This window comes from Kiloniella litopenaei (assembly GCF_000982415.1).
GTDB lineage: Bacteria > Pseudomonadota > Alphaproteobacteria > Kiloniellales > Kiloniellaceae > Kiloniella > Kiloniella litopenaei.
The window spans coordinates 7,501-20,521 of sequence record NZ_LANI01000009.1 but is presented as its reverse complement, the minus strand read 5'-3'; the positions used below and the strand labels follow the sequence as shown (position 1 = coordinate 20,521).

Annotated in this window: 12 protein-coding genes (1 of these 12 cut by a window edge); 7 read left to right on the top strand and 5 right to left on the bottom strand. The window is 46.5% G+C overall.

The window, feature by feature from the left end:
• Positions 1 to 37: 37 nt before the first annotated feature.
• From WH95_RS10365 to WH95_RS10350, 4 genes are all read right to left on the bottom strand, one after another.
• The gene (locus tag WH95_RS10365; protein WP_046506610.1) at positions 38 to 2,212 is read right to left on the bottom strand and encodes a xanthine dehydrogenase family protein molybdopterin-binding subunit; all 2,175 of its coding nucleotides are present in this window, start codon (positions 2,210 to 2,212) and stop codon (positions 38 to 40) included.
• Positions 2,213 to 2,215: 3 nt separating this feature from the next.
• Positions 2,216 to 2,674 carry a (2Fe-2S)-binding protein gene (locus WH95_RS10360; protein WP_046506608.1) on the bottom strand — a complete coding sequence of 153 codons (459 nt, stop codon included), beginning with the start codon at positions 2,672 to 2,674 and terminating at the stop codon, positions 2,216 to 2,218.
• Positions 2,675 to 2,806: 132 nt separating this feature from the next.
• The gene (locus WH95_RS20570) at positions 2,807 to 3,628 is read right to left on the bottom strand and encodes an AraC family transcriptional regulator (protein WP_052741930.1); all 822 of its coding nucleotides are present in this window, start codon (positions 3,626 to 3,628) and stop codon (positions 2,807 to 2,809) included.
• A gap of 151 nt (positions 3,629 to 3,779) precedes the next feature.
• Complete coding sequence (locus WH95_RS10350) at positions 3,780 to 4,703, bottom strand: MBL fold metallo-hydrolase (RefSeq protein WP_046506605.1); 924 nt, start codon at positions 4,701 to 4,703, stop codon at positions 3,780 to 3,782.
• A gap of 107 nt (positions 4,704 to 4,810) precedes the next feature.
• On the opposite strand from WH95_RS10350, the gene WH95_RS10345 reads away from it, so the two are divergent.
• Together WH95_RS10345 and WH95_RS10340 are read left to right on the top strand one after the other, a co-directional pair.
• Entirely contained in the window at positions 4,811 to 5,671 is an 861-nt protein-coding gene (locus tag WH95_RS10345) for a LysR family transcriptional regulator (RefSeq protein ID WP_046506602.1), read from the top strand.
• A gap of 31 nt (positions 5,672 to 5,702) precedes the next feature.
• Positions 5,703 to 5,984 carry an acylphosphatase gene (locus WH95_RS10340; protein ID WP_046506600.1) on the top strand — a complete coding sequence of 94 codons (282 nt, stop codon included), beginning with the start codon at positions 5,703 to 5,705 and terminating at the stop codon, positions 5,982 to 5,984.
• A 35-nt stretch (positions 5,985 to 6,019) separates the two neighbouring features.
• On the opposite strand, the gene lipB is transcribed toward WH95_RS10340, so the two are convergent.
• Positions 6,020 to 6,667 (bottom strand): lipoyl(octanoyl) transferase LipB, encoded by a 648-nt coding sequence (gene lipB / locus WH95_RS10335; RefSeq protein WP_281174829.1) that lies wholly within the window; start codon positions 6,665 to 6,667, stop codon positions 6,020 to 6,022.
• A 242-nt stretch (positions 6,668 to 6,909) separates the two neighbouring features.
• On the opposite strand from lipB, the gene WH95_RS10330 reads away from it, so the two are divergent.
• The 5 genes from WH95_RS10330 to WH95_RS10310 form a co-directional block, all read left to right on the top strand.
• Complete coding sequence (locus WH95_RS10330; RefSeq protein ID WP_046506597.1) at positions 6,910 to 9,195, top strand: NADP-dependent malic enzyme; 2,286 nt, start codon at positions 6,910 to 6,912, stop codon at positions 9,193 to 9,195.
• Between the two features lie 152 nt (positions 9,196 to 9,347).
• Positions 9,348 to 10,739: a magnesium transporter gene (mgtE, locus tag WH95_RS10325; RefSeq protein WP_046506595.1), complete on the top strand. Its 1,392-nt coding sequence runs from the start codon at positions 9,348 to 9,350 to the stop codon at positions 10,737 to 10,739.
• A gap of 257 nt (positions 10,740 to 10,996) precedes the next feature.
• A complete protein-coding gene (locus WH95_RS10320; protein WP_046506592.1) occupies positions 10,997 to 11,677 on the top strand; it encodes an SDR family oxidoreductase in 681 nt (226 codons plus the stop codon).
• 12 nt (positions 11,678 to 11,689) lie between these two features.
• Entirely contained in the window at positions 11,690 to 12,841 is a 1,152-nt protein-coding gene (locus WH95_RS10315; protein WP_046506589.1) for an acyl-CoA dehydrogenase family protein, read from the top strand.
• A protein-coding gene (locus tag WH95_RS10310) for a 2-hydroxychromene-2-carboxylate isomerase (protein ID WP_046506587.1) crosses the window boundary here: on the top strand, positions 12,838 to 13,021 show its 5' end (the start). It continues 419 nt past the right edge of the window; the window shows 184 of its 603 coding nt (coding positions 1-184); it begins with the start codon at positions 12,838 to 12,840; the stop codon falls past the right edge of the window. The genes WH95_RS10315 and WH95_RS10310 overlap by 4 nt, the downstream gene beginning before the upstream one ends.

Here is a 13,021-nt window from a genome sequence, read left to right as displayed (position 1 = left end):
GTCCCGGCTTGTTTGGTTCTATGGTCTTGCTTAAAAGTTATACCAAATCAGGCATGCCTTCGCTAAAGGGCAGCTTGGTAACCATTTGACCTTTTGCTGCAAAAATCGCGTTTGCTACGGCGGGGCCAATTGGCGGCACACCGGGTTCGCCGACACCAGTAGGTGCTGCCTCGCTTGGAACAATATAAACGGCGACCTCTGGCATATCTTCTATACGAAGAGGTTCGTAATCATGGAAGTTGGATTGATCAACGATACCTTCATCCAGAGTGACAGAATTACGCAGAACGGCCCCTAGACCAAAGCCAATTCCACCTTCCATCTGTGCCTTGACAATATCAGGATTAACAACGACCCCGCAATCTACGGCACACCAAACCTTTTCGACTTTTAGCAATCCGTCATTATCAAAGCTGATTTCTGCGATCTGGGCAACCACTGAACTGAAGCTTTCATGAACGGCAACACCCCGATAACGCCCCTCGGCAATCGGGCTTCCCCATGCTGCTTTTTCAGCAACCAGATTAAGCGCGGCAAGATGACGGGGGTGATTTTTCAACATGGCACGTCGAAATTCAAGGGGATCTTTGCCTGCTTTGTTTGCCAGCTGATCAATAAAGGTTTCTGTGGAATAGGCTGTGTGTGTCGAGCCGACGGACCGCCACCAGAGAACAGGTATCTTTGAATCGGTTGTTGTCAGGTCAACAGATATATTCGGGATGGTGTACGGAAGGTTGGTTGCCCCTTCTACAGACGTAGCATCAATACCTTCTTTAATGAGAAAAGCTTCAAATGCTGTTCCGGACACAATGGATTGTCCAACGATTGAATGCTGCCATCCCGTTATATTTCCCTGATCATCAAGCCCGGCTTTGAGTTTGTGATGATATGCCGGGCGGTATCTGCCGCCTTGGATATCATCTTCCCGGGTCCACACGACCTTTACAGGGACGTTACCCTTGGTCGCTTTGAGGATCATAGCCGCTTCTGAAACCATATCTGAATCAGAGGTTGCACGGCGCCCAAAGCTTCCGCCCGCAAGTTGGGAATGAATTGTAACTTGCTCAGGTTTTAGTCCAAGGATGGTTGCGACAGTATGTTGATCACCCGTTGGGATTTGCGATCCGGTCCAGACCTCGACACCTTGATCTGTCTGCTCTATCACACAATCCAGTGTTTCCATTGGTGCGTGGGCAAGAAATGGAAAATCATAACTGACTTCAAGTATCTGGTTTGCCTCTGCAATAGCCGCCAGGGCATCTCCGTCGGTGCGTGCTGGCAAGCCCGGTGTTTCGGCCAGTTGACGATATTCAGCCATTATCTGTTCTGTGCCACGCATTTCAGCCTGGCTGTCGTCCCAGTCAACTGTAATTGCTTCGCGTGCTTTTATCGCCGCCCATGTGTTTTTTGCCATAACGGCAACACCACGGGGGATTGTAACTGATCCGACATAACCTTTGATGTCTTTGGCGTCAGTATCATCAAATGATTTAACCTGCCCGCCAAACCGTGGGGGGCGTTTTACAACGGCTACAACCATTCCAGGCCGGCTTATATCAAGGGTAAAGATTGCTGTGCCATTGGTTTTTGGGCCGATATCTTTACGATTGACTTTATGTCCGATCAGTTTGAATTGATCGGGTGTTTTTAGTGTAATTTGTTCCGGGGCTGGTTGTTGGGCTGCTTTTTCAGCAAGTGCGCCAAAGGCTTGCTGTCTCTCTGATTTTTCATGTTTTACGATGCCATCGGAAACAGTAATTTCTGATACAGGAACATTCCATTCGCTACTGGCGGCCTGTACCAGTAATGCACGGGCTTTTGCACCAGCTTCACGAAGCTGCATCCATGAATTTGCGATGGCTGTTGACCCACCTGTTCCCTGAAAGGACCCCCATAGCAGATTATTGTATTTGTTTGCATCTGCCGGGGCTGATTCAATACGGATCTGATCCCAACTGGCATCCAGTTCTTCGGCAAGGATTGTGGCAAGTCCGGTATGACTTCCCTGTCCAAACTCTATATGTTTTGCGATCACAGTAACCAGGTTATCGGTGCCAATGCGCACAAAGGCATTTGGTGAAAATGTCTGGCTTTTGGGGGCGGCAACAACACTCTTTCCCGTAATATGAAAACCAACAAGTAACCCGGTGGTTACAACTGCAGATTTGAGGAATGTACGACGGCTGGAATTTATTAATTGTTCTTTTGTCATTTTTTAGGCCTCCATCAGATCAGAAGCATGATGAATGGCTTTTCGGATACGTACATAGGTGGCACAACGACAGACATTGCCATTCATGGCTTCATCAATCTGTTCGTCACTTGGTTTGGGATTTTGTGATAGCAAAGAGGTGGCTGACATAATCTGTCCAGACTGGCAGTATCCACATTGAGGAACCTGGATGTCTTCCCAAGCCGTTTGAACGGCCTTGGCGGCTTTCCCGTCAATACCTTCAATCGTCGTAATATTTTGATTTTCAATGTCACTAATAAGTGTCTGGCATGATCGTACTGGTTCGCCATCAAGATGAACTGTACAGGCACCGCATAGACCGGCACCACATCCGAATTTCGTTCCTGTTAGGCCTATTTCGTCCCTGATAACCCATAATAAGGGGGTATCGGGATCGGCATCAACCGAGCGCGTTTCGTTGTTGAGTGTGAAAGTAATCATGGTTGGTATCCTGACAATTTCTGCATTAAGGCCTCGCTCTTGTGGGAGGCTAGGTATTTAAATTAGGAAACGTCAGGTAATCTTGATAGATCGGTTCTTGGGATTGTTTATCAAATTCTTGGGAAAGGGTTATTAAACCCGTACTTCCCTGAACTTTGCCGGTGTAACGCCAGTTAAACGTCTAAAAATCTGGGTAAAGTTACTTTGACTGTTATAACCAACTTGATAGGCAATCTCTGCGGTAGAAACCTTGGAAGTCATCAAAAGGTTTTTCGCGCGTTCAACCCGACGTTCAGCTACATAGCGATGGGGTGGAAGGCTGGTCAGATCCTTAAACATTTTGGCAAAGTGATATTTGCTCATTGCTGCCACAGCTGACAATTCATCCAGTGTCATCGCTTGATCGAGGTTATCCTCTATATATTCCAGCACCCTTTTTATACGTGGGTCACTGTTGTGTGTAACGCTTTCTTCCACGCGCCCGTAAGCACGATAAAGATGCGCCGCAAGCGCCATGGTCATGGTATCCCGATAGAGTGCTGAATAGGCGTCGTCTTCTTGACTGGCATGATAAAGGTTTAAGACCATATGCAAGAAGCTGGGATCTTCCAGACATGTGATCGGAAGGTCGGGAATGGCTTGTCCTTCGGGCAGCACGTCCCGTAAAGTGGTCAGGGGGAGGGTTAGACGCAAACTACGTGAGGAGGTCTCGTAACCACAGCGAAGGTTAATGCCTGCCGGAACCATCCAGCCTTGACCAATATCATATTCAGCTAGATTACCGGAATCATGACGCTTCTTAACCGGGGAGAGCATAAAGTTTAGCGTCAGTTGTGTGGTCGAAAATACGCAATCACCGGGATGGGTTTCCCCAACCTCAATGGTGCCCGTACGCCAAGAATTTGACATAGGGTCGAGTGTTGTCAATTTTTCAACTAAACCAGTATCTAACATTAAGAGCCTCCCCAAGCTGTCAATAGAGATAGGGAAGCGGGAGGCAAACTACAATGTTTACCCCCCATTTTTGTTTGTTGTTACTACTATTTCTGGTTTTCAAATGTGTTGCTTAGTGGATTGTTTTATAAGTAAAATAACGGTTATCACGTTAGGATATAGAAAGCGTACTTCCTTCGGAAATCAAATCCATATCAAATAGGTTGTCATCGTTTTTCAGTGCCAATTTACTGATCTTTTCCAGATAAAGCTCGTAGGTTGAATGATGGATTGGAAGAACTTTCATGGGCTTAACCTTTTCCACAAAGGGCAAAAGATCCTCTGCTTCCATACTGATTTTTCCCAAGGGGCCGGTTGTACCTACGCCCCCCATATGAGGAATCATAAGATCCGGCTGTTTAAAGGCCTCAAGGGCTTCCACTACAGCCTTTGTACCAAAAGTATCTCCCGTCCAATAGACTGTGCGCTGCCAGTCCCCATGATCAAACTCAAAATAATACCCGTTGCCCTTGCCAAGGATCTTTGCGATTTCGGGGTTTTCCGAATGGTAGGCTGGAATAGCAGTAATTTTAATTGCACTATTAGCCAGCTTGATTGTCCTGCTCTCACCCCAGTCAAGAGGAGCCACTTGTGTGAAGCCTGCTTCTTTTACTCTGTTAAGATCATGAGGGGGAGAGATAAAGGGAATAGATTTTTCTAAATTTTCCTGTGCTTTTTGATCGAAGTGATCTTCGTGTCCATGACTTAGAATGATTTGGTTGATACGAAGGTCCTGAACGTCTGGTGTTTTACTTAGGCGTTTGTGATGGATGATGTTCGGGCCTTTTGCTAGATCAAACTTTTCGTTGGGGTTACCCATCTCAAAGGCCTGATCTCCACCGCCGAAACAGGGATCTGTCAGAATGTTAAATCCGTTGAATTGTATCAAAAGTGTTGCGCTGCCCAGCCAGGAAATCTTCAGATCCGATTGTGTGTGCAAAGGGGACACTTCACCCTTTGCTGTTGCTTGCGAAATAGGGAGAGGGGCTGCCCCTGCTGCAAAGAGGCTAACTCTCAAAAAATTACGACGATCCATAGCTTTACCTGATAGAAAATTTGATTGGTTACGGATTGACTTTACAAAATGAAATCTGGTTAAAATAGTCGGATAGTTTTGAATTAATTATTTAATAAAATTGTACAATGGTATCATTTATTCAAATTCAAACTTTCCTTGAAGTGGCCAAGACTGAGAGCTTTACAAAAGCCAGTAAGCTTCTGATGGTCCCTCGTTCGACAGTAAGCGCCCGTATTCAAGCCCTGGAAGAAAGCTTGAATGTTGCGCTCCTAACACGCACAACCCGTAAGGTATCCCTCACCCATGAGGGCCAGCGTTATTACGATCGTTGTTTCGAAGCAATGGATACACTTAAATCTATTGAAGAAGAATTTCAGGACAAGGAGGTCTTAAAGGGACTGATCCGTCTGACAGTGCCCATAGATTTGCCAAAGGAATATCTGGCTTCTTTGCTGTGTGAATTTAACGCGCTTCACCCCGACGTGGTCTTTGATGTTATTGTAACCGACAATACGTTGGATATGGTTTCAGAGAATATTGATTTGGCTTTTAGGGGAAAAAATCCTGGAAGTGACAGTCTTGTTGCACGCAAGATATCTGCCGGAGAAATGGTTTTTGTCACGAGCCCAGATATAGCTGCAAAGTCTAAGGCCCGATCTCTCTCTGATGTTCTAAAAGTGAATCCTCTACTCGATCCAACAGGTCTCGCAAAAGAGCTGGATTTTGTTTCTGTTGAAGCATTTATTTCGACAAAAAACTTTGAACTGTCTAAATGCCTCGCCATAAAAGGAGAGGGAATTGCGCTTTTACCCAAGACGGTATGTGAAATGTCGCTTAATTCTGGAGAACTCGTTCCATTTGAATTTGAATGGGAGCTACCGGAACTTTCTCTTTATTTAGTTCGACCAGCTAAAAAGCATCTGCCTCGAAGGGTTCGAGCCTTTGTCGATTTTTTGGTGAATTATGATAAAGATAACAAGCTTTAAGCTTTCAGAGGAGATACAGGGAATATGTTCAATGGCTGATCAACAGGTACGTCTGCTTATAACAGGGCGTGTTCAGGGGGTATGGTATAGAGGCTGGACAGTAGAGACCGCCACTAAGTTAGGGCTGAAAGGCTGGGTCCGGAACTTGATGTCAGGTCAGGTTGAGGCCGTAGCACAGGGTGATGAAAGTTCCATCGATGCTTTGATCAAAGCCTGCCATGATGGCCCTCAACTTGCTTCAGTCGAGTCCATTGATGTGACCGAGGATAATTCCCCTCTTGATGATGTTGATGATTTCCGCCAAATAAAATAGCTCTGAACGCGGGAATCATTACTCGGAACCCGGATTTACGAGGAAACCGGGTCAAAAACCTCATAGAAGGTTTCTTTCATCGCCACATCAAGATCTTCCATGGATACACAAAGCCCAAGATCAACCAGTGATGTCACCCCATGTTGATTGATCCCACAGGGGACAATACCTTCGAAATGCGATAAATCAGGATCAAGATTAATGGCAATGCCGTGAAAGGTGATCCATTTTCTTACACGGACACCAATTGCCGCGATCTTGTCTTCACGGCCATTTCCGCGGTCGATCCAGATTCCGACACGACCTTCGCGTCGTTCACCTTTGACATTGAATTTTGCAAGTGTACGTATGATCCATTCTTCCAGATTATATACAAACTTGCGAACATCTTTATCGTATTGATTAAGGTCGATCATCACATAGGCAACACGTTGTCCCGGTCCATGATAGGTATATTGCCCCCCACGGCCAGCATCATAGACGGGAAAACGATCAGGATCGATCAGGTCTTCTTTATCAGCTGATGTGCCCGCAGTGTAGAGGGGCGGGTGTTCCAACAGCCAAACGGTTTGCGGGGATTCTTTTTTGAAAATCTTTCCCACGCGGTCCTCCATAAAGCTAAGGGCATCAGGATAGGTGACGTGGTTTTCCGTAATGCGCCATTCGATTCCCGGCATGTCCAAAGAGACCTTTTTCTCATTGTCACCTTTACCCTCTTGCCCCTCATTCGGGTGTGCCGTTGGGAGCGTTGGGAAATTTTTCACGGTTTTACTCATCCTATCTATGGCATCGCATGGATTGCTATGTTTTAATCGCGTCAGGGTGTCGCTTTTATGCGCCACACTGTCAAGACCGTCATTGGCAGGAACGAGCCGTTCCCGATTTATATATAAGGCATCGACTGCCCCAAGGAGCAATAAACTTTATGACGCAAGACCTGCGCGACGCTGCATTATTCTATCACCGCTACCCAACACCTGGAAAACTTGAAATTTCCGCAACCAAGCCTCTTGGTAACCAACGTGATCTGGCCTTGGCCTATTCCCCCGGAGTAGCCGCGGCCTGTGAGGTCATTGTCGATGACCCCGCCGAAGCTTCTACCGTGACCTCACGCGGTAACCTTGTCGGCGTGATATCCAATGGCACAGCTGTTTTGGGACTTGGGGCGATTGGTCCACTTGCCTCGAAACCTGTTATGGAAGGAAAAGCGGTTCTTTTCAAAAAGTTTGCGGGTATTGATGTTTTTGACATCGAAATTGATGAGACTGATCCAGACAAGCTGATTAATGTCATTTCAGCGCTAGAGCCCACTTTTGGTGGTATTAATCTGGAAGATATCAAAGCACCAGAATGTTTTATTGTCGAAGACGCGTTGCGCGAAAAGATGAACATTCCGGTTTTTCATGATGATCAACACGGTACAGCCATTATTGTTGCTGCGGCCATATACAATGCCCTGCGTCTTGTGAAAAAAAAGAAAAAAGATGTCAAAGTGGTTGCTTCTGGTGCAGGTGCCGCGGCACTGGCCTGTCTTAATCTTTTGGTTTCTTTGGGGATTGATCGCAAAAATATCTGGGTTACAGATATCGAAGGTGTCGTCTATGAAGGCCGGGAAAAACTCATGGATCGCTGGAAGTCAGTTTTTGCCCAAAAAACAGACGCGCGGACCTTGTCGGACGTAATTGACGGGGCTGATATTTTTCTTGGGCTTTCAGCACCGGGTGTATTAAAGCCTGACTATGTGAAACGCATGGCCAAAAATCCTGTTATTATGGCCTTGGCAAACCCGACACCGGAAATTATGCCCGAAGAAGTCAAGGCAATTCGTGATGATGCCATTATGGCAACCGGACGATCTGACTATCCTAATCAGGTCAATAATGTTTTGTGTTTCCCCTATATCTTCCGGGGGGCCTTGGATGTCGGGGCAACAGCCATCAACGAAGAGATGAAAGTTGCCTGTGTGAAGGCCATTGCAGATCTTGCGATGGAAGAGCAGGATGAAATCGTTATCAAGGCAATGGGCGGTGAGGCCAAGAACTTTGGCCCGGAATATATTATCCCCAGCCCCTTTGATCCACGGTTGATTTCTATTATTGCTCCGGCTGTTGCCAAGGCTGCAATGGATACAGGGGTCGCCAGTCGTCCTATTGAAGATTTTGAAGCCTATTGCGAGAAGCTAAAACGTTTTGTCTATCGTTCTGGTCTTGTAATGAAGCCGCTCTTTGAGCGCGCTAAGAAAGATCCAAAGCGGGTGATCTATGCCGAAGGGGAAGACGAGCGCGTTCTTCGGGCTGTTCAGATTGCCTTGGATGAGAAAATTGCGACACCCGTTGTTGTCGGTCGCCCGGATGTTGTGCAGATGCGCATGGACAAGGTGGGGATTAAGCTCAAGGTTGGAAAAGACTTTGAGATCATTAACCCACAGGATGATCCCCGTTACAACGATTACTGGACAACTTATCATAGCCTGATGGAACGCAAGGGGATTTCGCCTGAAACTGCGAAGGTTATCGTGCGTACCCGGAACACAGTTATTGCGGCGCTTGCTGTTTATCGTGGGGATGCCGACGCCATGATCTGTGGTGTGACGGGGGGATACCATCGTCATCTTAAACACGTTCGCGGGGTTCTTGGGTTGCAGGATGGTATTTCTGACTTTTCATCAATTAACCTGATGTTGATGCCAAGTGGAACTTACTTTATGGCGGATACTTACGTTACACAGGAACCAACATCTAAACAGTTGGCTGAAACCACAATTCTGGCTGCAAAGCATGTCAGTCGCTTTGGCCTTAAGCCAAGGGTTGCTTTACTTTCGCATTCTAACTTTGGTAGCTCGGATAGCGAATCAGCATGCCGTGTACGCAAGGCTCTTTCTTTGATAGAGGAAATGGATCCAGAGTTGGAGGTCGAAGGAGAAATGCATGCGGATGCCGCTTTGGATCCTGAGCTTCGCCATAGAGTATTCCCGAACTCGAATTTAACGGGTCCTGCAAACCTGTTGATTTTCCCTAATCTCGATGCTGCAAATATTGCCTTTAATTTAATGAAAACTGTGGAAGATGGCTTGCCAGTCGGGCCAATTCTGGTTGGTGCTGCGCAGCCAGCACATATTTTAACACCTTCTGTAACAGGAAGAGGGGTTGTTAATATGACCGCAGTTGCGGTAGTTGATGCACAGAATAGAGAAAGGCGAATAAAAAAATAAACGCCTGACACGTTTAAGCACTGAAAAGTTATTGAGCCTGATTAAGTATTTAAGGAGGGACATTGCATAAAAGGGTAATGTTCCTCCTGTACATAAAATCAGGCAATTGTCATTTAAAGCAGTATCAGGGATACAGGTAGTAGGGAGAGATAATGGAAGATACAAAAAATAATAATGATCTTCAAAATCTCGCAGAAGATGAAAATTTTGGTCTTTCGTCCGACCTTATCCACGCCGTTGAGGACGCGCTTGAAGAAAGCAGGGATTCAGATGTTGAGGACCTTGTCGAAAGTCTTCATGAGGCTGATACCGCTGACCTGCTTGAAATTCTGGGACGGGATGAACGCTATCGCCTGATGGAGGTAATCGGGGCTGGGTTTGATCCTGAAATTCTTCCCTATCTGGATGAAACAATCCGCGAAGAAATTGTAGAGTGGCTCGGCCCACAGGGTATCGCTAAACTGGTTCAGGAACTGGATAGTGATGATGCTGTCGAACTGGTTCAGGATCTTGATGAAGATCACCGGATGCATATCCTGGCGGCTCTACCCCAAGCATATCGTCGTGTCATTGAAGAAAGCCTCAGCTATCCGGAAGATTCAGCCGGACGTCTGATGCAGCGTGAAATCGTTGCTGTGCCATCAGTATGGACCATTGGCGAGACAATTGATTACATGCGTGTCAGCGATAATCTGCCAGATGACTTCTATGATATCTTTGTCGTTGATCCCCGCCATCATCCTGTCGGATTTGTTCCGGCCAGTCGGGTTATGCGATCACGTCGTCATGTGCGCCTGGACGAAGTAATGGACGATGATATGCGTATTATTCCTCTTGAGCTTGATCAGGAGGACGTTGCACACATGTTCCGTCAATACGGCTTGATCTCGGCACCTGTTGTTGAAGAAAGCGGTCGTCTGGTTGGTGTCATTACGGTTGATGACGTGGTGGACGTTATTGATGAAGAAGCTGGCGATGACCTTATGAAAATGGGGGGCGTGAGCGAGCCGGATCTTTATGAGGATGTGGCAGATACAACCAAAGCCCGCTTTACCTGGCTTGGGGTCAATCTTTTAACCGCTGTTTTGGCATCAATTGTTATTAGTTTGTTTGATGCAACGATTGAAAAGGTTGTTGCGCTGGCGGTGTTGATGCCCATTGTGGCATCTATGGGCGGAAATGCGGGGACGCAAACATTGACCGTTGCGGTGCGATCTCTCGCCATGAAGGATCTGTCCGAAGCAAATGCTTCGCGCTTTATAGGTAAAGAGCTTATCATTGGCGTTATAAATGGATTTCTGTTTGCCTTACTTACGGGGGTTGTTACATGGCTGTGGTTTGATCAGGCCGCTTTGGCTTTGGTTATTGGCGCGGCAATGATCATCAATATGGTTGTTGCGGGGTTATGTGGCACGCTTATTCCTTTGGGTTTGGAAAAATTTGATATTGATCCCGCTGTGGCATCCAGTGTGTTCTTGACCACAGTTACCGATGTTATCGGGTTTTTTGCCTTTTTGGGCTTGGCGGCAATATTCTTGCTCTAATATTGTCAGGTCCGTTTCTTCAATCATTATACAAAGTCAAAAATAACTTTTTGTTTTCTTTAAATACAAGTGGTTAACTGGAAATGTCTCGCATATATATCCCACTGTTCAATTCTTCTTATGATAGATAATTCCAAAATCAGGGTTAATTACGCAAGTTTGATCAGCCTTCGATATGTTGACTGGAAATGGGAAAGGCGTAAGGTGCGCGAAGGACATAATATGTCCATCGGGATAACAGACTATGGGGTGGCCACGTGCCAAGTGTCTTAATCACAGGTGCCAACAAGGGTATCGGACTTGCTTTTGCGCAATCATTTGCCGTTGATGGTTGGAAGGTTCATGCCTGCTGTCGTCAGCCGGACAAAGCAAAGGGACTGCAAGGTATCGAAGGTGATATCAGCATTCATAAGCTTGACGTAACAGACGGTTTGCGTGTGGCAAGTGTTGCCCGTGGTATGCTTGATGAGAAGATTGATATCCTGATCAACAATGCAGGATATTATGGTCCTCGCCTTGGGTTTGGTGAAATTGATTATGAAGACTGGGCGCATACCTTTCAGGTCAACACCATGGCACCTTTGCGCATGGTTGAAAATTTCATTGAACATGTCGCTGGTAGTGAACGAAAGCTGATCGTTAACGTTTCCAGTAAAATGGGATCTGTTGCCGAGAATGAAGGCGGTGGTGCCTATGTTTATCGATCATCGAAAGCAGCTTTGAACGTTGTAACCAAAAGTCTGGCCGTTGATCTCAAGGAACAGGGCGTTACAGTGATTTGTGTTCACCCCGGTCACGTTCAAACCGATATGGGGGGGGAACAGGCTCCATTGACAATTTCAAAGTCAGTATCCGGATTACGGAAACTCATCGGCAAGGTAACGCACGAGCAAACCGGACAATTCTTTAATTATGACGGGACGATTATTCCCTGGTAGAGAGGTGCTTCTATGTCATCACGTTTTAGCGAAGAACAAACTTTAATTCGCGAGACAGCTCAATCCTTTGCACGTGAGCAGCTTGCGCCCTTTGCGGCAGAGTGGGACAAGGAAGCAACTTTTCCCCGAAATGCAATTGATGCACTCGGGGAACTCGGATTTATGGGAATGCTGGTACCGCCGGAATATGGCGGGGCAGGTACAGATCACATTTCCTATGTGTTGGCATTGATTGAAATTGCCGCTGGTGATGGTTCCTGTTCGACGATCATGTCGGTGCAGAACTCATTGGTTTGTTCCCCTATTATGAACTACGGGACAGCTGATCAAAAAGAAACCTATCTTAAACCGCTCGCATCTGGTGAATTACTGGGGTGTTTCTGTCTAACAGAACCAAGTGCAGGTTCTGATGCTTCTGCGTTAGAGATGAAGGCGAAAAAAGAGGGGGATCACTATATCCTTAACGGGTCGAAGCAGTTTATTTCGACCGGTAAAAATGCTGACATTGCTGTTGTCTTTGCTGTTACTGATCCTGACGCAGGCAAAAAGGGTATTTCTGCCTTTATCGTGCCCACAAAAACACCGGGTTTTTCCTGTGCAAATATCGAAGACAAGCTCGGCCAGCACGCTTCGGATACGGCGCACCTGGTTTTTGAAGACTGTAAAATCTCAAAAGATAATTTGTTAGGCGCAGAAGGTGAAGGATATAAGATTGCATTATCCAATCTAGAAGGTGGCCGACTTGGTATCGCCTCACAGTCTATTGGTATGGCGCGCAGTGCCTATAGATTAGCAAAAAATTATGCCAAAGAGCGTAAAACCTTTGGTAAGGAAATTGCCAAGCATCAGGCCGTCGCTTTTCGTTTGGCAGACATGGCGACATCTTTGCAGGCAGCAGAGTTGATGGTGTTAGAGGCAGCGCGATTGCGGGACAATGGCGAACCTTGCTTGAAAGAGGCCTCCATGGCGAAGCTTTTTGCTTCTGAAATGGCAGAGCGTGTGTGTTCAGATGCAATCCAGATCCACGGTGGGTATGGATACCTTCGTGATTATGAGGTCGAGCGGATCTACCGGGATGTCCGGGTTTGCCAAATTTACGAAGGAACATCTGATATACAGCGTTTGGTTATCAGTCGACAGATCCTGCAGGAAGATGACACATGAACAGGGTGCTGGATTTTTATTTTGATTTCTCCAGCCCCTATGCCTATTTCGCCGCAATGGATGTTGATAAACTTGCTGAACGGCACAGTTTAGCACTTCACTGGCACCCTATCTTGCTTGGGGCAATATTCAAAAAAACAGGGGCGCAACCGCTGCTTTCAATGCCTTTAAAGCAGGACT